This window comes from Alkalimonas collagenimarina (assembly GCF_030717845.1).
Lineage (GTDB): Bacteria > Pseudomonadota > Gammaproteobacteria > Enterobacterales > Alteromonadaceae > Alkalimonas > Alkalimonas collagenimarina.
Genome location: NZ_JAUZVZ010000012.1, coordinates 18621 through 43402, shown reverse-complemented (window position 1 = coordinate 43402; position 24782 = coordinate 18621). Strand labels below are relative to the sequence as shown.

The window sequence follows — 24782 nt, the reverse complement described above, 5'->3', positions numbered from 1 at the left end:
CATGTGCGCAATTTTTAAAGTTCAGTTACAGGGAACAACCATGTTTCGATTGACGACCATCCATGCAGCGATTCTGGCTGCTTTGAGTACCCAGGTACTGGCCGATGAGGTCACAGATACGACATTGCAAGATGAGGCCCGACAGGTCGAGCGCATAGAGGTGCGGGCGTCCGGTTTGCGCCGGGATGTGGTGGAAATGGCTGGTCCGGTGTCGGTGTTAAGTGGCGATGAGCTGGTACGCCGCTCTGAAGTCAGTATTGGTGAAACGTTGAAGCATGAACCCGGCGTGCACGGCAATTATTTTGGCCCGGTGGCATCCAGCCCGGTGATCCGTGGTTTGGACGGCGCCCGGGTGCAAGTGATCCACAATGGCATAGGTACCGGCGATGTGTCGCGGGAAGGACCGGATCATGCCATTACGGCCGATGCTATTACCGCACAGCAAATTGAAGTACTGCGTGGCCCGGCGACCTTGTTGTATGGCAGTGGCGCTATTGGTGGTGTGATCAATGTGGTGGATAACCGTATTCCACAGCAACGGGTTGAGCAGGCTGAAACGGTATTACAGGGCCGGTTAAACAGTGCCGGAGCCGAACGCTCGCTGGCCTTTGCCCACGACAGCGGCTCTGATGCACTGGCGTTTCATGCCGATGGTTATGCCCGTAAAAGCAACGAATACAGGGTGCCTGAATACAGCAACGAAGACGGTGACAGCAGCAAGCGGCTGGCCAACTCCTGGTCTGATCATCAGGCCCTGAATCTGGGGTTAAGTAAGGTACAGGACTGGGGCTTTGTCGGGGTCAGTTATGGTTACATCAGCAGCGAGTATGGCTTGCCAGAAGGGCCTGCTGCACCGGGTGATGGCGATGAAGACGGCGAATTTATTCAGCTGAACCAGCAACGGGTTGCTGTGGCGATGGAATACAATCCTCAGCATCCATTGTGGGAACGTTTTACTGCTGATCTGGCCTTTACCGATTACGATCATGCCGAAATTGACGATGGCGAGGTAGAAACAGAGTTCACCAGTAAGGTGCTGGAAGCGCGCTTAACAGCGACCTATGTTCTGGATGGCGGCTGGCGCGGCATCGTCGGTTATCATGGCTATGTGCGTGATTATAGTGCCGAGGGGGAAGAAGCCTTTACGCCCAGCACCGATACCGACAGCCATGCTGTTTTCGTGTTGCAGGAGCGTAACTTTGGCCGCTTCACAGCTGAGTTTGGTGCTCGGTTGGAGCGATTGGTGCAGCAAGCTGATGACGTTACCGACAGTCTGGGTAGCCAGGCCATTCGCGACCCGTTTAATTTATTCAGTTGGTCGGTGGGGGCCGTCTATCAATTGGATGACCAGCATCAGCTGACAGCAGCCTTTAGCCAGGCAGAACGGGCACCTGCTGCCAACGAGCTGTATGCCAATGGCATTCATGTTGGTACCCGCTCGTATGAAATAGGTACCGCTTATCAGGTGACTCAACAGGGCAATGACTTGCAGATCATCAGCGATGCCAGCTTATCAAAAGCCGAGCGGGCCAATAATGTGGATTTAGGTTTGCGCGGCCAGTGGACCGATATCAGTTATCAGTTGAATCTGTTTTACAACCGGGTCGATGATTTCGCCTATTTACGTAACCTCGGCGTTGAGTTTTCAGGCTTTGATGCTTACCAATACACCCAGCAAGACGCAAAAATTCATGGTGCTGAAGGCAGCATCACCTGGCGTTTTGCACCGGATCATCAAATCAGTGTCTTGGCCGATACGGTAAGGGCTCGTTTAGCAGATGGCAGCAACTTACCTCGGATTCCGGCCTATCGGGTCGGTGCTGAATACCAGTTCAGCGCAGATGATTGGACGGCGCAACTCGGTATGACCCATCATGGCAAGCAGGACAAAGTAGGCGACAATGAAACAGAAACACCGGGTTATACCTTGTTTGAAGCCAACTTGAATTACCATTTTCACTGGCAGCAATTGGATATGATGGCGTTTGCCAAAGCGCAAAATGTCACCAATCAACTGGCCTTTGTACATAGCTCCTTTATTAAAGAAGATGCACCTTTGCCGGGACGTAATCTGACCTTGGGCGTTCGCGTTACTTTTTAAAACGCGACCTTACCAGTCACTTCGGCGAGGATATCTCCTTCAAAACAAAGCATAACGGCTGGCTGTTAAGTCAGCCGTTATGCTATAAGGATGTGGGCGGAGTAAAAAAGGATTAGCGATGATGACGGGCTGGTTTGATGTGATTGCAGTGCTGTGGTTTCTGACCATCTGGGTGGGATATACATTGGTTGCCAAGCGCCGTGCCAAGACGGTGAGTTGCTTGTCGTTTGAACTGCGCCGCAAGCGTAATGACTGGATGCAGCAAATGCTCTGTCGGGAAAATAAAATGGCCGATGTCGGCTTGCTGTCGACCTTAGAGCGCAACGTCAGCTTTTTTGCCTCCAGCAGCCTATTGGTGCTGGCGGGCTTATTAACAGCTTTGGCATCAGCGGATAAAATCAGTGTGGTGCTGAGCAATGTATTACCGTGGAGCCGTGACGCTGAGGTGTCTTTACAGCTTAAATTACTATGTATTGCGCTGATTTATGTGTTTGCTTTCTTTCAGTTTACCTGGTCTCTGCGACAGTACGGTTTTGGTGGGGTACTGATAGGGGCGGCTCCTGATGGCCGGAAGATGGAGGATGCTGATCGCGAGGCTTATGCCATCCGCGCAGCCAAAGTGATTGACCAGGCCGGCCACTCATTTAACTATGGCCTGCGCAGTATGTACTTTTCACTGGCGGCTTTGGCCTGGTTTATTGACCCATTACTTTTTATGGCAGCTACTGTGATCGTGATGCTGGTGATGAAACAACGTGAGTTTCATTCCAAAGTGTTGCATGCACTTAGGGATTGTTGAGTGCAACTTTGCGCTTTACTGCAGCTCGAAGGCTCTGACTACGCGCTGTACGCCATCTACATGTCGGGCAATTTCAACCGCTTTATCGGCTTCAGCTGCGGTGGCTAATCCCATTAAGAAGACTTCGCCGTTTTCGGTCACAACTTTAATATTGAGGCCACTGATGTCGCCGTCGGCCAGCAAGGTAGACTTCACCCGGGTGGTGATCCAGCTATCGCGACTTCGGGTCGATAATGAGATGGGGGATCCCACACGGATTTGATTATGCAGATCGCGCACACTTTGCAAATCTCTGGCAATACGACCTGCTTGCTGACGTACTTGTTCTGATTCAACTTGACCTGTTAACAACACAACACCATTGTAGCTGACTACATTGATCCGTCCCTGCTCATTTAAACCTGCCTCGGCAAACTGCTGGTTTGCTCGCAGGCTAATGCCTTTATCATCAATTTGATAGCCGATGGTACGGCGATCCTGAGCGGCAACTACCGCGGTGGCGCCACCTGCCACCACTGCTGCAGCACAGCCTTGCAGTAAAGCCATGCTAACCAAAACGATCAGTAAACGTTGTTGTTTCATAACTCACCCTGTTGTGGGAAAAGACTCATTTCAATGAGTTCGCATAAGCAATGCAATAAAAACGCATAGCACTCGTAAACCCGGGCATTGCGATGCGCGGGGACTCGTAATTCAGTATCCTGAGCATTGAGCAAACCAGAGAGTTCATCACTGCCTTCTACCGTTAAAGCAACAATACTCATATCACAGGTCAGTGCTGCTTCGACCGCTTTAATCAGGCTTTGTTCTTCACCACGCAGTGAAATAACCAACAAAATATCGCCTTTTTGTCCAAGTGCTTTCACCTGACGGGCAAAATAATCGGTATTGGTAGTCGGGCTGGGGCTCAAACTAGACTGATCTTGATGCAAGGCAAAAGCTGGTAGGCAAGGGCGCTCGGTTTCATACTGGTCCAGTAGCAGTTGAGCAAAGTGTTGGGCCAGGCCAGCCGTGGCACCATCGCCACAACAAATCACTTTTCCGCCTTCAATCAGGCTGCTAACAATACGAAATGCGGCTTGCTCAATGGGGCCTGCCATGACTTCACTGGTGGCAATCATGGTTTGAATATTTTCGCTAAAGAGCTGGCGGATTTTATCCTGCATCGCAAGTCCTGTAAGTGTTCGGTATGTTATCTTGCCTGAATGGCGCTTTGGATCCAGTTAAAATCATAAGGCTCCTGGCCAGATATCGCTACCACATCAAAACGGCATGGTCCCTGATGTTTGCTGCGCTGTAAATACAATTGTGCTGTCCGTAGCAGCTTTTGTTGTTGCCGTTGACTGACCGCTGCTATCGCGCCACCAAAAGCATTTGAAGCGCGGTACTTTACCTCAACAAAAATTAAGCAGGGCCCATCTCGCATGATTAAATCAATTTCACCAAGTTTGCAGCTAAAGTTCTGCTCCTGGCTTTGCAAGCCCTGTTGCTGCAAGAACTGCTCTGCCAATTGCTCATAGCGAATGCCCAGCGTATTCGCCATATTAGGGCTCCTGAACAGCTTGTAGAGCTTGCTGGCTGTAGCGTGCCCAACTAAGTTGTCGTTGGATCTGTCCCTCTGGTGTGACACTGAGCTCACCCGTTAAACCAGCATGGCGAAGCGCTGGAATATGTTGCAGCTGTCGCAACTGTGGGATCAGCTGCACGGCATCAAAACCCATAGCGAATAAACGCTGCAATGCTTCATCCTGGTCGGGATAAAGCACATCAAATTGCCGCCGTAACTCAGCACTTTGTTGCACAGTGAGCATCCATGGCATTTCAGTAAAGGTCAGGCCCGCTAAATCCCGGTGATCGGTTCGATCGGCTTGAATGCTATGGCTTCGAGAGCTGGCATAAACTGGTAAACTGGGTGCAGTTTGGCTCACCGATACATCCAAAAAAGGTTTTAACAGTCTGGTTTGTGTAGGATCCGCCAGTAAATACACGGCATCAATATCGAGTCGGCTATGCACATCAGATTCAACCTCCCCCGGGATCAGCTGGCTGATCTGACGGAGTCGTTGTCGGCTTTGTTCCAGTTCAAGCAAACGGGCAACCATAGCTTCCAACTCATCTCTGGCCTGAAAACTATATAACTCAGGAGCATCATGGCCATAACCTTGCCATTGCCGGCTAAAATGCTGAGCCATGCGTTCAGCTGTGGGGTTTTGCGCATGAATTAACACCGGGCGCTGGTAGTCCCGTCGTTGAAACATGGCAGCCATTTGGCTGGCTTCATCATCCATACTCAGGCTAAAAAAGAACGCCGGGCTCTCTGAGTCTGCCGAGCCTGGTTGGCTAGGCTGGTTTAAATACAAAGTGGGCCAATGCCAGTCATCGTGCTGCCGGATCGCATCGACCCGGCTCCGCTGTAACGGGCCTAGGACAAAATCGATAGTGAGTGCAGTTAGCTCATTATGCAGCTGCTGAGTCTCAAGTTGACTATCTAAGAAAAATAGCTCGACCTCAGGTTGTGATGCCACTGCCGCCAGCATGCCATTTTGAATGGCTTGGGCATGAGGCCGAAGATTGCCATGGATGGGCAGTAAAACGGCGACCCGTTTGGGTTGAAACGGCGTCAGCTCGCCGAGTTGCAAAATATCATCCGGTAACACATCCAGTGCAGGCATCTGGCCGTAACGTTGTTGCCATTGCTGCAGTTGTCGCTGCACCTGCTCAGGTTGTCCAATCACAGGGCGAAGGTTCGACGCCAATTGCAGCCAGGCTCCCGTGCGTGGACCAGCATTGACCATAAGCGTTTGCAACTGTGATTCATCCAGTTGGTTCAGTAGTTGCCACAACAGCTGCCATTGAGGCTGGGCATCGGCGGTCATCTTGGTGCTGAGTTCATCCCACTGCAATAACCACTGCGCTGCTTTTTCTGGCTGCTGTAGCTGGCGAAACAAGCGGGATGCTTGCATAGCATAATGGGCTTGAGTCGAAGGCTCTAATGCACTCAGTCGCGTTTGTTCAATCAGTTTTTGTGCAGGACTGTACTGGCGTAAATCGACCAAAGCGTGAAGTTGCCATGCCGGTAGCGTGGCTTGCAGCCACACTTCATCCAAACGATTTAGTTCATCGCTAATGGCTAGTGCTAACCGGGGGTTTTGTTCATTCAATGCCGCCGTTATGGCGTTCAATAATGTTTCTTGTTGTGATTGACCTTGCTGCTGGCGTGCCTCCTGCATCCATTCTCGAGCGGTTTTGCCGCTGTCATCCGGAATCAGTTCGATATCAGGCTCTGGGGTAGCAACGGGAGCAGAGACCTGAGGTGCTTGCTGGGCACAACCTATCAAAAACAAGGCAAGCAGGCTTAAAAGAAGGAATGGCTTTTGTTTGCTGGAATTCACAATGCGCAGTACCATAGCTGAATGATGGCTCTATCTTACTGAGTCCGACTCAGAAGCTCAAACAAAAGCGACCCCATGACGACAGAAACCGGACAACTTTATATCGTGGCAACCCCAATCGGCAACCTGAATGATATCAGTCAGCGAGCCTTGGATATACTGCAACAAGTCGACTGGATAGCCGCCGAAGATACAAGACACTCGGCCCGGCTGCTGCAGCACTTTGGCATTAGCACCCGAATGTTGGCTTTGCATGATCACAATGAAAAGCAACGGGCTGCATCGTTAATCGAGACCTTGCAGCAAGGGCAAAGCATTGCCCTCATTTCCGATGCAGGGACTCCATTGATCAGCGATCCAGGTTACAGCCTGGTGCGCCATTGTCAGCAAGCGGGCGTGCAGGTGGTACCGATCCCGGGGCCTTGTGCTTTGATCAGTGCCCTGTGCGCAGCGGGTTTGCCGACCGATCAGTTTTTATTCATTGGTTTTTTAGCGGCCAAACAGCAACAGCGTATCAACCAGCTGAACCGTATTCCTGCTGGTGTTGGCACTGTAGTCTGTTATGAAACGGCGCGCAGAGTGCAGGCGACCTTGCATGATCTGGTTGAAGTGTTTGGCGCTGAGCGAGAGTTGGTGTTGGCGAAAGAGTTGACCAAAACCTTTGAGCACTTCGCCCGGGGCACCGCCAGCGAGATCCTGCACTGGTTGCAGGAAGATCCAAAGCGTTGTCAGGGTGAGATGGTGCTGATGATTGCACCAGCGGCAAAACCAGACAGCGACAATGATATCGCCCCCGCTGTGCTTCATACCTTGCAGTTACTGATGCAGGAGTTGCCACTAAAAAAAGCAGCTGCATTAACCGCTGATATCCATAGCCTGAAGAAAAATGCACTCTACCAGCACGGCCTGAGTTTGCAGCAGAAATAAAGGCTGTTTTGCACCTGCTTTTCACGTATACTGCGCCCCGAGTTGGCCAAGGCAATCGCTGCTTGCATCTGCAAGGGGAGGAAAGTCCGGGCTCCACAGGGCAGAGTGCCAGGTAACGCCTGGGCGGCGCAAGCCGACGACTAGTGCAACAGAGAGCAAACCGCCGATGGCCCGCTTGCGGGATCAGGTAAGGGTGAAAGGGTGCGGTAAGAGCGCACCGCGCGGCTGGCAACAGTTCGTGGCACGGTAAACTCCACTCGGAGCAAGACCAAATAGGCCTCCTATGGCGCGGCCCGCGTTGGAGGCGGGTAGGTTGCTTGAGGTGTATGGCGACATGCATCCTAGAGGAATGGTTGCCACCTTGGAAACAAGGGACAGAACCCGGCTTATTGGCCAACTCACTTTTCCCCTCCGTAAATCCATCAATTTATTATTCTATTTGTCTTTTATCACCTCTGCACGATGTGTCATCAACTGCAGGTCTCTGGTTATTTATTCCACTTTCTCCCACAAAATCATGTGTTTTGCTCCAGACTGCATTTTTACTGGATCTTAAACGATCATTATGCATGGCTTTTACCTTGACAATGGTCGGATCCCGACCCTAAACTGTAGCATTGTGGGGATTTGTGGAATATTGTGGATCGTGTGGGATCAACCGCTCGCTCCGTGGACTAAATTATGCTTCGTGGCTCATTTACGCTGACAATGGACACCAAAGGCCGGATCGCGCTACCAGCGCGCTACCGCGAATTCTTGTTGTCTGAATGCAGTGGCCAAATGATCTGCACCATCGATCACAAAGACCCTTGCCTGATGCTATACCCACTGGCCGAGTGGGAAGATATCGAAGAAAAACTCAAACGTTTATCCAGCTTTAATGCGCAGGAGCTTCGCTTGAAGCGCTTGCTACTGGGACATGCCTCTGAATGCGACATGGATAAAAATGGCCGCATTTTGTTACCCGGCCCACTGCGTAGCCACGCCGGTTTAGACAAAAATATCCGCTTGGTCGGCCAGTTAAATAAGTTTGAAATATGGGATGAAACTGCCTGGTTAGACCGGGTAGAAGACGATATGGCGCTGGAACGTGACATGCCAGCCGATACTGAATTATCTGAACGACTACAGGACTTTGCACTGTAAATGACTGTCAGCTCTCATACATCTGTCTTGTTGCAGGAAGCACTCGACGGACTCGCCATTCAACCCGATGGGATTTATCTTGACGGGACCTTTGGCCGTGGCGGGCACAGTCGTGAAATTCTTTCCCGGTTATCAGCCGATGGCCGCCTTTATGCTATAGACCGCGATCCTGCGGCGATAGCCGCTGCAGCCCCACTGCAGTCTGACCCTCGCTTCCACATCAACCGCAGCCCCTTCGCGGAGCTGGCCACCCTGTGCCAGCAACAACAGATTCATGGCCAGTTGAACGGCATCTTGCTGGATCTCGGCGTGTCCTCCCCACAATTGGACGATGCTGAACGTGGTTTTAGCTTTATGCGTGATGGTCCCCTTGATATGCGTATGGACCCGGATACCGGGTTATCTGCCGCTGAGTGGCTGGCTAGCGCCGATGTTGAAGACATCAGCTTTGTGCTGAGAGCCTATGGCGAAGAAAAATCAGCTTGGCGTATTGCTAATGCCATCGTTGCAGCACGCGAAGAGGCACCCTTGACCCGGACCCGGCAATTGGCTGAACTGATTGCCGGCGTGGTGAAAAAGAGCCCGAAAGAGAAGAAGCATCAAGCTACCCGTAGCTTTCAAGGCATTCGTATATACATCAACAGCGAACTGGAACAAGTCAAGTTAGCCCTTGAAGCGGCGTTGGATGCGCTGGCACCTGGTGGTCGCTTGGTGGTAATTAGTTTTCATTCGCTGGAAGATCGGTTGGTCAAACAGTTTATGCGCCAACACAGCAAGGCAACGCCTATTCCGCGAGGCTTACCATTAACCGATGCTGAGTTGTATCAGCACTTGCCATTAAAGCTGATTGGCAAAGCCATCATGCCTTCTGAGGCTGAATTAGCAGCCAACCCACGAGCTCGAAGTGCGGTGCTGCGAATTGCCGAAAAAACCGCGCCAATGGCGGGAGGGCAGCCATGAGCCAAATCCGCTTAACTCAGGTGATTTTACGCGATTGGCGCCGCTATCGGTTGGCCTTGTTGCTGATGTTTGCCTGCTTATTAACTGCGCTTGCTGTGGTGCATTCGTCACATGTAAATCGTCAACTAATCAGCTCACACAATCAGTTGGATCAGCAGCGCGATAATCTCGATATCGAATGGCGTAACTTGCTGTTGGAACAGCGTGCCCTGTCTGAACACAGCCGGGTTGAAGCGATTGCCAACAGTCGTTTACAAATGCGTCGTCCCAGTGGCGACCGTGACGTCATGGTGACTTTGCCATGAGCCGGACCAAGCAAAAAACGCATGCAAAACGCAACCAGACTCCAGGTATAGTGGGTTGGCGTTTTATTTTTGTGCTATTGGCGTTGGGCTCGGTCTTTGTTGTGTTGGTTGCCCGAGCCGCCTACTTGCAAGTGCTTGAGCCTGACATGCTGATCAACCAAGGTGATCTGCGTAGTCTGCGGGTGAAGTCGGATACTGTATTGCGCGGCATGATTTTGGATCGTCATGGTGAAGAATTAGCCGTTAGTGTGCCGGTGCAGGCAATCTGGGCCGATCCTAAAGTGGTACTGGAGCGCGGTTCGGAGCAAGATGAGCGTCGTTGGCAGGCATTGGCCGACACCTTAAATATGACACCACAGCAGTTGAGTGCACGGATTGGCAGTGATAGCCGTCGGCGCTTCGTCTATTTGCAGCGTCAGGTAAACCCTGCGGCTGTCGACTATGTGCGTCGTCTGGCGGTACCCGGCATTTATTTTCGTCAAGAGTCGCGTCGCTTTTATCCTGCGGGCGAAGTGACGGCCCATCTGATTGGTTTTACCGATATCGATGATGTTGGGGTCGAGGGCATAGAGCGTCGTTTTAACGCAGTACTGACCGGCACGGCTGGACGCTCTTTAGTGCGACGTGATGCCAAAGGACGCGAGATTGAAGTGCTGGAACGCGAAGATGCATTGGAGCCAAAGAGTCTGCAATTGAGTATTGATCAGCGCATGCAGAGCATCGCCTATCGTGAATTAAAAAAAGCAGTGCTGACCTATGGCGCCAGCTCAGGCTCAGTGGTGATTGTAGATGTACATACCGGCGAAGTGTTGGCCATGGTCAATAGCCCTTCTTACAACCCCAATAACCGACGGAATACGCCGGTACATCATTTTCGCAATCGTGCCATTACCGATATGTTTGAGCCTGGCTCCACCATCAAGCCATTGCCTATTTTAAGCGCGTTGGAATTTGGTTCGGCGGATCTGGATACCGTCATTGATACCTCACCGGGCATGCTGCGTATTGGTGGCAGCTGGGTGCGGGATGTTGGCAGCAACAACGGCAAATTGGATCTGACCGGCATCATGCAGAAGTCGAGCAATATTGGTGTGACTAAGTTGGCGTTATCCATGCCGCATCAACATTTATTGGATCTGTATTTTAATATGGGTCTGGGTATGGATACCGGGCTTGGTTTAACGGGGGAAAGCTCCGGCATGCTCAGTCATCGTAACCGTTGGTCTGATCATGAATTGGCTAGCTTATCCTTTGGTTACAACCTGTCAGTTACTGCAGTGCAACTAGCACGTCTGTATGCTGCTATCGGCAATGGCGGCATCTTACGACCATTGACCATTTTAAAATCAGAACAAGGTCTGCCGGGTGAGCGGGTGCTAACCGAAGCTTATGCCGATGCAATGCTGGACATGATGGAAGCGGTGGTAGAGCCTGGTGGTACTGCTACCCGTGGCCGGGTCGATGGCTATCGGGTGGGCGGAAAAACCGGCACCACGCGTAAAGCTATTGCTGGAGGCTACGGTGATGATTATGTGGCTTCCTTTGCTGGCATAGCGCCTATTTCAAATCCTCGCTTTGCTACCGTAGTGGTACTGAATGAACCCGCCAGTGACTATTACCATGGCGGCGAAATTGCAGCACCGGTGTTCTCAAATATCATGGACGCTGTGTTGCGCTTGAATAATATTACTCCGGATGCTGAACGAGTCCGCATCACCAAGCGCACTGGAGGTTCCCATGCAGGTTAATACCGCTGCGCAATGGCTGGGTGCCTTGGCCGAACAGATACCAGCACAAGCGCTAAAGAATTTACAAATTGATAGCCGTCAGGTAAGCGAGGGCGATGTCTTTTTCGCTTTGCCTGGTCATCAGCAACATGGCAATGCTTTTATCGAGCAGGCTTTAGCACAAGGCGCTGCGCTGGTGATCACCGATGAAGCACCAGCAGCTTTTGTCGAGCATCCACAGGTGATCGTAATGGTAGACCTGATCAATCAGCTGCAAGGTCTGGCTGCTCAATTTTATCAGCACCCTGCCAGCCAGATGAAGCTGATTGCTGTCACCGGCACCAATGGTAAATCCAGTACCAGTTGCTTTGTACAGCAGTTGGCGCAACAGCTACACCATAATGCAGCAGTGATAGGTACTCTGGGCTATGGCCACCCAGATAAACTAACGCCATTGCCGAATACCACACCGCATGCGGTTGAGATCCAGAAAATTTTAGCCCACTTGCTAGAGCAAAATCACCAGTTGGTTGCGATGGAGGTGTCGTCGCATGCCATCGTTCAGCAGCGTATAGAGGGGCTGATGTTTCAGGTGGGGGTTTTTACCAACCTGAGTAGAGACCATTTAGATTACCACGGTAGTATGGAGGCTTACGGCGCTGCCAAAGCGCGCCTATTTACCAGGCATTATTGTCAGCAAGCGGTCATTAATGTGTCTGATGCTTTTGGTGCCGGGCTGGCTGCGCAATGCGAATTGCCTTTCTGCGCTATTGGTACACTGGAGGCATGTCGGCCGTTCGAGCGCTACCTTGCTTACAGCGCCGTGCAACCAATTCCAGGTGGTTTCAGCTGTAAAGTTCATAGCCCGGAAGGCGATTTTGAACTGACCTTGCCCTTGATAGGCCTGTTTAATATTGAAAATGCGCTAGCGGCTATCGCTGCATTGTCGCTGTGTGGTTATCCAGTCGCAGCCTTGTGTCAGGCGGCAGCTGTGTTAAGAGCGATCCCAGGTCGGATGGAGCAATTCCAGTTTCCTCATCCGCTGACTCTGGTGGTGGATTTTGCCCACACTCCAGATGCGCTGCAATTGGCGTTAGAAGCCTTGCGCCCACACTGTCGTGGTCACCTATGGTGTGTGTTTGGTTGCGGTGGTGATCGCGATCAGGGTAAGCGTCCTTTGATGGCTAGCGCCGCCGAAGGTTATGCCGATCGCATTGTGATTACTTCTGACAACCCTCGCCACGAGGATGCCAATCAGATCTGCCAACAAATTGCGGCAGGGATGTCCGAGACGGCCTGCTACCAAATTGAACCCAACCGTGAGCACGCCATTAAATTAGCCCTGAGCGAAGCGCAACCGAACGATGTCATTCTGGTGGCAGGCAAAGGGCACGAAACGTATCAACAGATAGGCGATGTGTTTCGGGATTACGATGAACGAGCCTTTATCCGTCAGCTACAACGGGAGATGAGCCGATGATCACCTTAGATACAGCCACCATTGCAACGGTTACCGCTGGCGTCTTGGTTGGTGACAATACTCCTATTCGTCACGTCAGCACTGATAGCCGGGCAATTAGGCAGGGCGAACTCTTTGTTGCCTTAAAAGGGGCGACCTTTGATGGCCAGGCTTTTGTCGCTGAGGTCGAGCGAAAGGGCGCGGCAGCCGTATTGGTCCATAGCCCACAAGACGTAAGTATCCCACAAATTATCGTGGCGGATACCACCTTAGCCCTGGGACAACTAGCTGCTTATGTCAAACAGCAGTTAGGGACTCCAACGGTTGCTGTCACCGGCAGTGCGGGCAAAACAACGGTCAAAGAAATGTTGGCGGCGATTCTAAAGCGCAAAGGGCGGGTGCTGGCCACGGCTGGTAATTTTAATAATGCCATTGGTGTTCCGTTGACACTGTTACGGTTAGAGCCAGAACATGATTATGCTGTGGTTGAACTGGGTGCCAATCATCAGGGTGAAATTGCGTACACCAGTTCCTTAGTGCAACCCGATGTGGCGATGATCACCAATGTCGCAGAAGCTCATTTAGAAGGTTTTGGCGATTTAGCAGGCGTGGCTCGCGCTAAAGGCGAGATTTTTAGTGCCTTGCAACCGGGTCAGGTTGCGGTGATCCCTGCCGACAGTGAGTTTACTGGTTATTGGCAAAGCCGTTTGCAAAAACAGCAGGTACTGACCTTTAGCCTACAACACGATGCCGATTATCAGGCTGCAGATATTGTCCTGAATACGCAGGGCTGTGCTGGTTTTGAGTTGAAGTGCACACAAGGGCATGGCTTTGTGCAGCTAAACTTGCCTGGTGTTCATCATGTGGCGAATGCCTTGGTGGCTGCTGCTGGTGCGATGGCACTTGGTGCCAGCTTGAATGATGTTCAGCTCGGCCTGGCCGAGATGAGCACAGTGAAAGGTCGGACTCAGGTCATTGATGCGCGCCCGGGCGTGCGAATTATTGACGATAGTTACAACGCCAGCTTAGGCGCGGTCCGGGCGGCAATCGACTTGTTGGCCAGTTATCATGGCTATCGGGTCTTGGTGTTAGGCGACATGGCTGAATTGGGTACAGATGCACGTTTGTACCACGAACAGGTTGGAAAGTATGCAAAGGAACAAGGGATTAATCTTTTGTTCACGCTGGGGGTGTTATCACAGAGCGCCAGTGATTGTTTCAACGGTCAAGGGCATCACTTCAGTTCGCGCCAGACGCTGGTGACGCAACTGGAACCTTTTATCGCCCAGCAACAAGACATCACCATTCTGGTTAAAGGCTCTCGTAGTGCAAACATGGAGTTGGTGGTGCAAGACTTGCTAGCTAGTTGTCAGCAGGAGAAAACCCCATGTTAGTGTGGCTTGCCGAATACCTCACTCAGTACATGACATTTTTTAACGTCTTTAGTTATCTGACGTTCCGTTCAATCTTAGGTGTATTAACGGCGTTAATACTGAGTGTGTATTTAGGCCCCCGCTTGATTGCCCGTTTGCAGCGTATGCAAATAGGTCAGATGGTGCGCAACGACGGGCCGGAAAGTCACTTTTCCAAGCAAGGCACCCCAACCATGGGTGGTTTGTTGATTCTGGGTTCTGTGCTGGTCAGTACTTTACTGTGGGCGAACCTGAGCAACAAATATGTGTGGGTGGTGCTGTTTGTCCTGGTCAGTTTTGGTGCGATTGGTTTTGTCGATGATTACCGCAAAGTCATTCGCAAAGACCCGCAAGGCCTCATTGCCCGCTGGAAATACTTCTGGCAATCGGTCTTTGCCATCATCACCGCTTTATTTATTTACATGACCGCCGAGCAATCGGCGGAAACCGCATTATTGGTGCCTTTTTTCAAAGATGTTATGCCGCAATTGGGCCTGCTGTTTTTGGCATTGAGCTACTTCGTTATTGTCGGTACCAGCAACGCCGTCAACCTGACCGATGGCCTCGATGGTCTGGCTATTGTACCAGTCATCATGGTGTCAGGCGCTTTTGCCATTATTGCCTATGCAAGCGGTAATGTGGTGTTCTCCAGTTATCTGAATATTCCTTATCTACCCCATACCAGCGAACTGGTGGTGCTTTGTTCTGCCTTGATTGGTGCTGGTCTTGGCTTTTTGTGGTTTAACACCTACCCGGCTCAAGTGTTTATGGGCGATGTCGGTTCACTGGCATTGGGTGCTGTACTTGGCGTGATTGCAATTTTAGTTCGACAAGAGCTGATTCTGTTCATTATGGGCGGTGTCTTTGTGATGGAGACGTTATCTGTCATTTTGCAAGTGGGCTCTTACAAGTTACGTGGTCAGCGGATTTTTCGCATGGCGCCAATCCATCATCATTACGAACTGAAAGGCTGGCCAGAGCCGCGCGTGATTGTGCGTTTCTGGATCTTGTCAGTGATGTTTGTGTTGATTGGGTTGGCTACTTTAAAACTAAGGTAATGAAATAATGATGTCATCGTGGCAACAAAAACGCATTGCAGTCGTCGGACTTGGCCTATCAGGCCAGGCGACGGTGCGTTTTTTGCTGCAACATGGCATTCGCCCGGTGCTAATGGATACGCGCAAAAAGCCACAGGGCGTGAATGATCTGGCACTGGATAAAACCGATGGGCTTTACTTGGGCGAACTGGATGCGAATCGATTGGCGCAGATGGATGTCTTAGTGGTCAGCCCTGGTCTGGATCTTCGTCATCCGGCTATCCGCTTTGCCATGGCGCAAGGTGTTGAAGTCATAGGTGATGTGGAGTTGTTTGCCCGTTACAACCATAAACCTGTGGTGGCCATTACCGGTTCGAATGGGAAATCGACGGTAACGGCGATGGTTGAAGCCATCTTGCAGCACAGTGGTATTAAAGCCGTGGCTGCTGGCAACATCGGTTTACCGGTACTCACGGCCATGCAGCAAGACGATGCCGAGCTGTTTGTGCTGGAGTTATCAAGCTTTCAGTTGGATACCACGACCAGCCTTAGTTCGGTTGCTAGTACCATTTTAAACCTATCCGCCGATCACTTGGACCGCTACTCATCATTGCAAGCCTATAGCCAATCCAAGCAGCGGGTCTTTCAGCAAACAAAATTAGCATTCTACAATCGGGCCGATGCGCATACGATGCCTCAGCCGCAGGGGCTAAACCAACACAGCCTGGGGCTGGATGCACCACAAAGCTCCGATGGCTATGGTGTAGTCGAGCGTGCCGGTCATTATTATCTCTATCTGGCCGGTTCGGAGTTGATGCCAGTGTCGGCCCTATCATTGGTGGGACGACACAATCAGTACAATGCACTGGCAGCGGCCGCTCTGAGTCTGGCAGCAGGAGCCGACTTTGCCAGCATGCGTCATGTGTTAAGCCACTTTAAAGGGTTGCCTCACCGCTGTGAGTTGGTGCTGGAGCATCAGGGCATTCGCTGGGTGAACGACTCCAAAGCCACCAATATCGGTGCCACATTGGCCGCGATTGATGGATTACGCTCTGAGGTGTCAGGGAAATTGATTTTGCTGGCAGGTGGTGACGGCAAAGGCCAGGATATGACTGAGCTGGCCAGCACCTTACAAAAGGATGTTGATCAGCTCATTACTTATGGTCAGGACGGTACCGCTATTGCTGTGATGAAAAACGGCAGTAAGCAAGTCGCTGATCTGCAGGCTGCGGTCAAGCAGGCGGCTCGTTTTGCGAAAGCGGGGGACATGGTATTGCTGTCTCCTGCCTGTGCCAGTTTGGACATGTTTAAAAATTACATGGAACGTGGCGAACGTTTTGCCGAAGCAGTGCGGGAGGTGGTGCGATGAAAGCGTTCACCTTGCTGCACTGGCCACGTTGGCAACAATGGTCCTTGCTGGAGCGTGACCAGCAGCGCGATTACGACAGTGTGTTTCTGGTGTTGTTGTTGGCATTGCTGGCGATTGGTTTGGTGATGGTGACCAGCGCTTCCATTCCCGTAGCCGATCGCATGTTTGGCAACCCGATCTACTTTACCATGCGCCATTTGATCTATATGGGGTTGGGCTTTGCTTGCGCTATTGCCGTGCTTAATATTCCGGTGCACTGGTGGCATCAGAGCAATATTTTGTTGCTGGCATTGGCTGTTGCGGCGTTGCTGGCGGTGCTGCTTTTTGGTCATAGCGTTAATGGTGCTAAACGCTGGTTATCGGTTGGGCCTATCAATATACAAGCGGCCGAACCGGCAAAACTATTTTTCTTTGTTTACCTGGCCAGTTATTTGGTACGACGTCACGACGAAGTACGGGATAATATGAAAGGCTTCCTGAAGCCCATGTTGGTGCTGTTCTTATTTGCGGTGTTGCTGTTGTTGCAGCCTGATCTGGGTACCGTCATTGTGATGTTTGCCACGGCTGTGGTGTTGCTGTTTTTGGCTGGTGCCAAACTATGGCAATTTATTGTGCTGATGGCGACAGGTTTGCTGTCGGTGGCAGTACTGATTGTCTATAGCGAATACCGCTGGCGTCGGGTTACAGCATTTCTTGACCCCTGGGCTGATCCGTTTGGCAGCGGTTACCAATTAACGCAATCTCTGATGGCCTTTGGCCGTGGCGGCTTTAGTGGTCAGGGCTTGGGCAACAGCATTCAAAAGCTGGAGTATCTGCCAGAAGCCCATACTGATTTTATTTTTGCCATCATCGCTGAGGAAGTGGGCTTTTTGGGTGTGCTTGGCGTGATTGCGCTGTTGTTTTTAATGGTAGCGCGGATTTTATGGATAGGTCGTCAGGCCATGCTAAAACACATGCATTTCCACGGGTTCTTAGCCTTAGGTATGGCGATATGGTTTGGCTTTCAAACCGCAGTCAATGTCGGCGTCGCCAGCGGTGTGTTGCCAACCAAAGGGCTCACCTTACCCTTTGTCAGTTATGGTGGCAGTAGTTTGATCATCATGCTGATTGCTGCTGCGCTGGTGATGAGAATCGATTTTGAAGTACGGATGGATGGCAAGCAAGCAATCACCGGAGGGCGTAGCAAATGACAACAGTCTCAGCAACACCTCATGCCGCCACAACCACCATGGCAACACCGACCGTGTTGCTGATGGCGGGTGGCACTGGTGGTCATATTTTCCCGGCGCAGGCTTTGGCGCAGCAGTTGGCCACACGTGGCTGGAGCATTCATTGGCTGGGTACCGCCGATCGGATGGAAGCACGTCTGGTGCCTGAATTTGGTTGGCCTTTTCACAGCATTGCAGTGCAGGGGTTACGTGGCAAGGGCTGGCAGAAACTTTTGCTAGCACCCTGGATGCTGTTGCAATCAGTCTGGCAAGCGCGGTCTGTGGTGCAACAGGTGCAACCTGATCTGGTGGTTGGCTTTGGTGGCTATGCCAGTGGCCCTGGTGGGGTGGCGGCTTGGCTGCAACGCATTCCGCTTTTAATTCATGAGCAAAATGCGGTTGCAGGAACCACTAATCGTTGGTTGGCGCGATTGGCTAAACAGGTACTGGTGGCTTTTCCTCAAGCATTCCCCGGGCTTGCCAAGCGCGAGCTGGTTGGCAACCCGGTGCGCCACGAAGTCATTGCTGCTGGCCAACCGGAACAGATGCATGAGCACACAGAGTTACGCATTCTGGTGATTGGCGGCAGTTTAGGCGCCAAGGTATTTAATGAACAGTTGCCAGCACAGCTTTCGGCATTAGCTGAAACGGGTGCTATCGCAGTACGGCATCAAACCGGATCTGCGATGGAGACGATAGTCCAACAGAGTTATCAGCAACTAAGCCAACCGCAGCTTCAGGCTGAAGTAATGGCATTTATCAATGATATGGCCGCTGCTTACCATTGGGCGGACTTAGTGATATGTCGTGCTGGTGCTCTCACTGTCAGTGAAGTGGCCTGTGCCGGGGTTGCGGCTATTTTTGTGCCTTTGCCACAAGCTATTGACGATCACCAAACGGCCAATGCCAATTGGTTGGTCGAACAGGGGGCGGCATTATTACTAAAGCAAAGCGATTTGGAGCAAGGGCAGCTGGCTTCATTAGTGGCCCCTTGGCTGCAAAATAAAACAACTTTACAACAACTGGCACAGAAAGCTCGACGCTGTGCCATGGATGACGCGGCTGAGCAGTTGGCGCAGCGCTGTGAACAGCAACTTGGAAGAGCGGTATGAATAAAGCAGTATTACCTAAGCATTTACCTCAACACTTACCACAACATAGCCATGCTATGCGCCGGATTGGGCGTATTCACTTTGTGGGTATCGGTGGTGCTGGTATGGGTGGTATTGCCGAAGTATTACTGAACGAAGGCTACAGCATCAGTGGTTCTGATATTGCGCCGAACACGGTGCTGGAGCGATTGATCTCGTTAGGTGCTGACGTACGCTTTGGCCATAGCGCAGAGCATATCGAGGGTGTGAGTGTCGTGGTGGTATCCAGTGCAATAGCTGCTGATAACCCGGAAGTGCAAGCCGCCATGGCGCAGCGTATCCCTGTGATCCGTCGGGCAGAAATGCTGGCAGAACTGATGCGTTTTCGCCACGGCATTGCCATCGCTGGTACGCATGGTAAAACCACGACTACAAGTTTGCTGGCTTCGATTTTTGGCGAAGCTGGCACTGACCCTACCTTTGTGATTGGGGGCTTATTAAACTCAGCAGGCAGCAATGCCCGTTTGGGCACTGGGCCCTACCTGATTGCCGAAGCGGATGAAAGCGATGCTTCCTTCTTGCATCTGCAACCCATGGCGGCGGTGATCACCAATATAGAACCAGACCACATGGACACCTATGGTGGCGATTTTGAAAAGTTAAAAGCCACCTATGTCGAGTTTTGTCATAACCAGCCATTTTATGGCGTGGTGGTGGCCTGCCTTGATGACGACGTGATCCGCGAGTTACTGCCAGCCATTGGTCGTAAAGTGCTGACCTATGGTTTTTGTGATGATGCTGATTATCGCATCAGCGAGTTTCATCAAACCGGTGCTCAAAGCCACTTTACGCTGACCGATGTGAAGCAGCAGCAATGGACCATTTCGCTGAATTTGCCGGGGCGGCACAATGTGCTGAATGCCACGGCTGCCTTTGCTATTGCGCAAGATGAAGGCATTGCCGAAACCGCCATCCTGGCTGCTTTGCATAAATTTGAAGGCATTGGCCGTCGTTTTCAGCAGTATGGTGAATTTGATACTGGCCAGGGCAAAGTATTGATGATTGATGATTATGGCCATCATCCGACTGAAGTCGCGGCCACTATTGCGGCAGCACGCAGCGCCTGGCCGGATCGCCGCTTGGTGATGGCGTATCAGCCTCACCGTTACAGCCGGACCCGAGATTTGTACGAAGAGTTTACTCAGGTGCTCTCCGGGGTCGATCAACTGCTATTGCTGGATGTGTATGCTGCCGGTGAAGCGGCAATTCCAGGCGCTGATAGCAAAAGCCTGTGTCGCTCTATTAGGGCGCGTGGACAGGTTGATCCTATTTATGTCGCACCACCGCAGGAGCTTGGCGTGGTGTTGGCAGATGTGCTGAAAGATGGCGATGTGCTGTTAACGCAAGGTGCTGGCAATATTGGTGCTTTGGCAAAATCACTGGCCGAAGCCAAATTAGATTGTGCGCAATTAAAGCAAAGTGGGGGTCAGGCATGAGTCGCTTTGGCCGTGTGGCGGTGTTATTTGGCGGGAACTCCGCTGAGCGGGATGTCTCGCTTCGCTCAGGGCAAGCGGTGCTGAGTGCACTGCAACACAGCGGTGTTGATGCCTATGCGGTCGATCCGAAGCATCAATCGCTGGCCGAATTGGCTGCCAGCAAACCCGATAGGGTCTTTATCGTCTTGCACGGCAGGGGCGGCGAAGATGGCAGCATGCAAGGTGCTTTAGAGCAACTGAACCTGCCCTATACCGGCAGTAAGGTGCTGGGCTCGGCCCTGGCGATGGATAAAAGTCGTTGCAAAGGGTTGTTTCGAGCGCTGGGTATTCCGACAGCTGATTTTCAGGTGCTGCAACAGGTTGAGCAAGCGACCCATGAACTGTTACAGAGTCTTGGTGGCAAGGTGATGGTCAAGCCAGCCAATGAAGGTTCCAGTATCGGCATGAGTGTTGCTGCTGATGAAGCCACCTTAAAAACAGCGGTGGCAGCAGCACTGGTGTTCGATCGCGATGTATTGGTAGAGCGCTGGATAGATGGCCGTGAATTGACCGTGTCGGTGTTGGGTGAGCAGGTACTGCCCATTATAGAAATGCGTACTCCGCGGGATTTTTACGATTATGAGGCCAAGTATCAGGTGGATACCACCGAGTACCTGTGCCCGGCACCACTGAATGAAGCGCTGACGCAGCAAGTACAGCAGATTGCCTGGCAAGCCTTTACTGCGGTGGCTGCCTCAGGTTGGGGGCGGGTCGATTTTATGCTGGATGCGCACAATCAGCCTTATGTATTGGAAGTGAATACGGTACCTGGCATGACGGAAAAGTCATTGGTACCTATGGCGGCCAAGGCCGCCGGTTATACCTTTAATGAACTGGTGCTGGCCGTACTGGATCAGACCATCGCAGAGAAGGAGCAAGCGTAAAACCATGACAACGCAGCCACAACCACAGCAAAGTACAGCCAAGCGGGCATTTTATGCTGGTTTAGCCTTCTTTGTTTGTGCGTTGGTACTACTTAGCTGGGGCGGTTGGACACTGAAGCAGTATGTTGGTGATCAGCAAACTGCGCCCATCGAGCAGGTGCGTTTATTTGGTGATTTTCGACATATTGAGCCAACACAGTTACAGCGGTTGTTGCAACAACAGTATGTTGGCAATATTTTTCGGGTGGACGTAGATCAGGTGCAGCAGTTCCTGTTGCAACAACCCTGGGTGTATCAGGCAGCCGTGCGCAAACAATGGCCTGATACGCTGGTGGTCGTGGTGACTGAGCAGCACCCCGTGGCAATCTGGAATGAGCAACAATTAATCAACCAGAAAGGTGAGCTGTTCAGCGCACCACTGGACCAGCTCATTGCAGATTTGCCGGTGCTGACAGGCCCTGCCGGGAGTGAACAGGATGCCCTGACTATGTTTCGTTATGTGGAGCAATTGCTGAGCTTGCATCAGTTAAGCGCTGAGCGCTTGGAGTTAAGTGAGCGCTTTGCCTGGCAAGTACAGCTGGATAACGATATTCGGTTGCAGCTGGGACGGCAACACACGGTGCCACGCGTGCAGCGTTTTTTAGATTTGTATCCGGTATTGCAGCAGCATAGTGAGCAGGCAATCGCCGAAGTTGATTTACGGTATGACACCGGTGTAGCGGTACGCTATATACCCGTTGCCTTATCCAGTGGGTATAGCCATTTAGAACAGAAGAGAGAAGCATGACGAAGTCAGTAGATCGAGAAATGATCGTAGCCCTGGATATCGGCACAGCCCAATGCAAAGCCGTGGTCGGGGAGATTACGCCTTCGAACCAATTGAGTATTATCGGCGTGGGAACCCATACCACCCGGGGCATGGACCGTGGCGGTGTCAATGATTTGAATCTGGTTATGCAATCGGTACAGCGGGCCATTAACGAGGCCGAGCTGATGGCCGATTGTCAGGTCTCATCGGTCTACCTGGGCATCAGTGGCAAACATATTCGCTGCCAGAATGAAAGTGGCATGGTGCCGATTGGTGATACCGAAGTGACCGCCGATGATGTCGCTAGTGTGATCCATGCGGCTAAGTCGGTGCCGATTTCAGCCGAGCGACGGATGCTGCATGTGCTACCGCAAGAGTTCTCCGTCGATATGCAAGAAGGCATCAAAAGCCCGGTTGGCATGTCAGGCGTGCGGATGGAAGCCAAGGCGCACATCATTACCTGTGCCAATGACATGGCGAAAAATATTGAAAAATGTGCCGAACGTTGCGGGTTACGAGTTGACCAACTGATCTTTTCGGCACTGGCTTCCAGCTACGCGGTGCTGACCGACGATGAAAAAGAGCTGGGCGTCTGCGTGGTCGATATGGGAGGTGGCACCATTGATATTTCCATATACACCAATGGTGCTGTGCGCCATACCGCCGTGGTGCCCGTCGCGGGGAATCAGGTGACCAGTGATATCGCTAAAATTTTCCGTACGCCACTGAGTCATGCCGAAGACATCAAGGTGCAGTATGGCTGCGCGCTACGCAGCATGGTTGGGCAGGAAGAAAATATTGAAGTGCCAAGCGTGGGCGGACGACCTGCCCGCAGCATGTCACGTCAAACGTTGGCTGAAGTGATTGAACCGCGTTATCAGGAGTTATTTGAGCTGGTGCTGGAAGAGATAAACAGCAGTGGCCTGGAAGAGCAAATTGCGGCTGGTGTGGTTCTGACCGGCGGCGCTGCCAAAATCGAAGGGGCTGCTGAGTTTGCTGAAGATGTGTTCCAAATGCCAGTGCGGCTGGGGCATCCGATGCAGGTGACTGGCCTGAAAGATTATGTGCAGGACCCGGCGTATGCCAGTGTGGTGGGTTTACTGTTGTATGGCCAGGAAAGTCAGGACCAAAACAAAGCGGGCATCAGCCCAAAAGATACCGTCAGTGGCTTGCTAAGAAAGCTAAGTAGCTGGTTTAAAGGTGAATTTTAACGGGCAGGTCACTGCCCAGCAAGCTGTGATAGTACAGCTTGAACACAGATCCGCCGGTGCAAGCATTCGAAGGAATGACTGCACTGAACGAAAAAGCAAAAAACGGAGAGAGAGCTATGTTTGAATTAATGGATAGTCACAGCGAAGAAGCTGTTATCAAAGTAGTGGGTGTTGGCGGCGGTGGTGGTAATGCCGTCGAGTACATGGTTGCCAGTAACATCGAAGGGGTGGAATTTATTGCCGCCAATACCGATGCGCAGGCATTACGTAATTCTTCCGCTAATGTCACCTTACAACTGGGTGCAGCGGTGACCAAAGGTTTGGGCGCTGGTGCCAACCCTGATATTGGTCGTCGTTCGGCTGAAGAAGACCGCGAAACCATCAAAAAAACCATTCAGGGTGCTGATATGGTCTTTATTGCCGCTGGTATGGGTGGTGGTACCGGAACCGGTGCGGCCCCGGTGGTTGCTGAAGTGGCCAGAGAGCTGGGTATTTTGACCGTTGCGGTGGTGACCAAGCCGTTCCCATTCGAAGGCAAAAAGCGCACGGCTTATGCCGAGGAAGGGATCTTAGAGCTGAGTAAGTATGTTGACTCACTAATTACCATTCCGAATGACAAATTACTCAAAGTATTGGGTAAAGGCACCAGCTTGTTGGATGCATTTAAAGCAGCAAACAATGTGCTGCTAGGTGCGGTGCAGGGCATTGCCGAACTAATCACCCGTCCTGGTCTGATTAACGTCGACTTTGCCGATGTGCGTACCGTGATGTCAGAAATGGGAACTGCCATGATGGGAACAGGTACAGCATCCGGTGCCGATCGTGCTGAAGAAGCAGCAGAGCAGGCGATTTCAAGCCCGCTATTGGAAGATATCGACTTGTCAGGTGCCAAAGGCATTCTGGTCAACATCACGGCTGGCCTGGATATCAGCATCGAAGAGTTTGAAACGGTGGGTAATGCCGTGAAAGCCTTTGCTTCTGAAAATGCGACCGTTGTTGTTGGTGCGGTGATTGATCCTAATATGTCGGATGAACTTCGCGTCACTGTTGTTGCCACAGGTATAGGAGCATCACGCAGACCAGATATTAGCTTAGTGACTCAGCGTCAGGAAGTATCTGCTCCGGTGTATCGTACTGCAGGTGGTAATACCGCTCAGCAAATGGCTCCGGCCACTGAGACGGTTTCTGCACCTAAAATGCACGCAGAGCAGCGCAGCGAGCACAAACCTGCTCAGGATATTTTTGATATCCCGGCATTTTTGCGTAAGCAAGCCGATTAATAAAATCGGTTAAAACAAGGCAGATTGGTTGCGATAAGCGATTTAGTTAAGCGCTTATTCAGTTTCGTTTGGCATAATTGTTAACATATGCTATGCTTCGCGCCCAATTTTATATTGTTCATTTTTTGAGC

Annotated in this window: 22 protein-coding genes and 1 other RNA gene; 19 read left to right on the top strand and 4 right to left on the bottom strand. The window is 51.6% G+C overall.

Going from position 1 to position 24782, the window contains the following annotated elements:
* Positions 1–40: 40 nt before the first annotated feature.
* Both Q3O60_RS09910 and Q3O60_RS09905 read left to right on the top strand, forming a co-directional pair.
* Positions 41–2101 (top strand): TonB-dependent receptor, encoded by a 2061-nt coding sequence (locus Q3O60_RS09910; protein ID WP_305893767.1) that lies wholly within the window; start codon positions 41–43, stop codon positions 2099–2101.
* Between the two features lie 118 nt (positions 2102–2219).
* Positions 2220–2900, top strand: a complete 681-nt coding sequence (locus Q3O60_RS09905) for a DUF599 domain-containing protein (protein ID WP_369812657.1) — start codon at positions 2220–2222, stop codon at positions 2898–2900.
* A 15-nt stretch (positions 2901–2915) separates the two neighbouring features.
* On the opposite strand, the gene dolP is transcribed toward Q3O60_RS09905, so the two are convergent.
* Genes dolP through Q3O60_RS09885 form a run of 4 tightly spaced genes read right to left on the bottom strand, consistent with a single transcriptional unit; the run spans position 2916 to position 6292 of the window.
* Positions 2916–3482: a division/outer membrane stress-associated lipid-binding lipoprotein gene (gene dolP, locus Q3O60_RS09900; RefSeq protein WP_305893766.1), complete on the bottom strand. Its 567-nt coding sequence runs from the start codon at positions 3480–3482 to the stop codon at positions 2916–2918.
* A complete protein-coding gene (locus tag Q3O60_RS09895; RefSeq protein ID WP_305893765.1) occupies positions 3479–4066 on the bottom strand; it encodes an SIS domain-containing protein in 588 nt (195 codons plus the stop codon). The genes dolP and Q3O60_RS09895 overlap by 4 nt, the downstream gene beginning before the upstream one ends.
* Positions 4067–4092: 26 nt before the next feature.
* Positions 4093–4443, bottom strand: a complete 351-nt coding sequence (locus tag Q3O60_RS09890) for a YraN family protein (protein WP_305893764.1) — start codon at positions 4441–4443, stop codon at positions 4093–4095.
* A gap of 1 nt (position 4444) precedes the next feature.
* Positions 4445–6292, bottom strand: coding sequence for a penicillin-binding protein activator (locus Q3O60_RS09885; protein WP_305893763.1), 1848 nt, complete (start codon positions 6290–6292; stop codon positions 4445–4447).
* A 75-nt stretch (positions 6293–6367) separates the two neighbouring features.
* Here Q3O60_RS09885 and rsmI point away from each other — a divergent pair, with 75 nt between their 5' ends.
* The 17 genes from rsmI to ftsZ all read left to right on the top strand — a co-directional run bounded on the left by rsmI (position 6368) and on the right by ftsZ (position 24651).
* Positions 6368–7219 (top strand): 16S rRNA (cytidine(1402)-2'-O)-methyltransferase, encoded by an 852-nt coding sequence (gene rsmI / locus Q3O60_RS09880; protein ID WP_305893762.1) that lies wholly within the window; start codon positions 6368–6370, stop codon positions 7217–7219.
* Positions 7220–7257: 38 nt separating this feature from the next.
* Positions 7258–7624, top strand: an RNA gene (gene rnpB / locus Q3O60_RS09875) — RNase P RNA component class A.
* A gap of 276 nt (positions 7625–7900) precedes the next feature.
* Positions 7901–8365: a division/cell wall cluster transcriptional repressor MraZ gene (gene mraZ / locus Q3O60_RS09870; RefSeq protein ID WP_305893761.1), complete on the top strand. Its 465-nt coding sequence runs from the start codon at positions 7901–7903 to the stop codon at positions 8363–8365.
* Positions 8366–9325, top strand: coding sequence for a 16S rRNA (cytosine(1402)-N(4))-methyltransferase RsmH (rsmH, locus tag Q3O60_RS09865; RefSeq protein WP_305893760.1), 960 nt, complete (start codon positions 8366–8368; stop codon positions 9323–9325).
* The gene (gene ftsL / locus Q3O60_RS09860; RefSeq protein WP_305893759.1) at positions 9322–9630 is read left to right on the top strand and encodes a cell division protein FtsL; all 309 of its coding nucleotides are present in this window, start codon (positions 9322–9324) and stop codon (positions 9628–9630) included. The genes rsmH and ftsL overlap by 4 nt, the downstream gene beginning before the upstream one ends.
* A complete protein-coding gene (locus Q3O60_RS09855; protein WP_305893758.1) occupies positions 9627–11378 on the top strand; it encodes a penicillin-binding transpeptidase domain-containing protein in 1752 nt (583 codons plus the stop codon). Before ftsL ends, Q3O60_RS09855 begins: the two co-directional genes overlap by 4 nt.
* Positions 11368–12837 carry a UDP-N-acetylmuramoyl-L-alanyl-D-glutamate--2,6-diaminopimelate ligase gene (locus Q3O60_RS09850; protein WP_305893757.1) on the top strand — a complete coding sequence of 490 codons (1470 nt, stop codon included), beginning with the start codon at positions 11368–11370 and terminating at the stop codon, positions 12835–12837. The genes Q3O60_RS09855 and Q3O60_RS09850 overlap by 11 nt, the downstream gene beginning before the upstream one ends.
* The gene (locus Q3O60_RS09845) at positions 12834–14210 is read left to right on the top strand and encodes a UDP-N-acetylmuramoyl-tripeptide--D-alanyl-D-alanine ligase (protein ID WP_305893756.1); all 1377 of its coding nucleotides are present in this window, start codon (positions 12834–12836) and stop codon (positions 14208–14210) included. Before Q3O60_RS09850 ends, Q3O60_RS09845 begins: the two co-directional genes overlap by 4 nt.
* Positions 14204–15286, top strand: a complete 1083-nt coding sequence (gene mraY / locus Q3O60_RS09840; RefSeq protein ID WP_305893755.1) for a phospho-N-acetylmuramoyl-pentapeptide-transferase — start codon at positions 14204–14206, stop codon at positions 15284–15286. The genes Q3O60_RS09845 and mraY overlap by 7 nt, the downstream gene beginning before the upstream one ends.
* A gap of 7 nt (positions 15287–15293) precedes the next feature.
* Positions 15294–16634: a UDP-N-acetylmuramoyl-L-alanine--D-glutamate ligase gene (murD, locus tag Q3O60_RS09835; RefSeq protein WP_305893754.1), complete on the top strand. Its 1341-nt coding sequence runs from the start codon at positions 15294–15296 to the stop codon at positions 16632–16634.
* Positions 16631–17824: a cell division protein FtsW gene (gene ftsW / locus Q3O60_RS09830; protein WP_305893753.1), complete on the top strand. Its 1194-nt coding sequence runs from the start codon at positions 16631–16633 to the stop codon at positions 17822–17824. Before murD ends, ftsW begins: the two co-directional genes overlap by 4 nt.
* Positions 17821–18954: an undecaprenyldiphospho-muramoylpentapeptide beta-N-acetylglucosaminyltransferase gene (gene murG / locus Q3O60_RS09825; protein WP_305893752.1), complete on the top strand. Its 1134-nt coding sequence runs from the start codon at positions 17821–17823 to the stop codon at positions 18952–18954. The genes ftsW and murG overlap by 4 nt, the downstream gene beginning before the upstream one ends.
* On the top strand, positions 18951–20429 hold the full coding sequence (gene murC, locus Q3O60_RS09820; protein WP_305893751.1) for a UDP-N-acetylmuramate--L-alanine ligase: 1479 nt from the start codon (positions 18951–18953) through the stop codon (positions 20427–20429). Before murG ends, murC begins: the two co-directional genes overlap by 4 nt.
* A complete protein-coding gene (locus tag Q3O60_RS09815; RefSeq protein ID WP_305893750.1) occupies positions 20426–21352 on the top strand; it encodes a D-alanine--D-alanine ligase in 927 nt (308 codons plus the stop codon). Before murC ends, Q3O60_RS09815 begins: the two co-directional genes overlap by 4 nt.
* A 4-nt stretch (positions 21353–21356) precedes the next feature.
* Positions 21357–22139, top strand: coding sequence for a cell division protein FtsQ/DivIB (locus tag Q3O60_RS09810; protein ID WP_305893749.1), 783 nt, complete (start codon positions 21357–21359; stop codon positions 22137–22139).
* A complete protein-coding gene (ftsA, locus tag Q3O60_RS09805; protein WP_305893748.1) occupies positions 22136–23371 on the top strand; it encodes a cell division protein FtsA in 1236 nt (411 codons plus the stop codon). Before Q3O60_RS09810 ends, ftsA begins: the two co-directional genes overlap by 4 nt.
* 116 nt (positions 23372–23487) lie before the next feature.
* Entirely contained in the window at positions 23488–24651 is a 1164-nt protein-coding gene (gene ftsZ, locus Q3O60_RS09800) for a cell division protein FtsZ (RefSeq protein ID WP_305893747.1), read from the top strand.
* Positions 24652–24782: the final 131 nt, after the last annotated feature.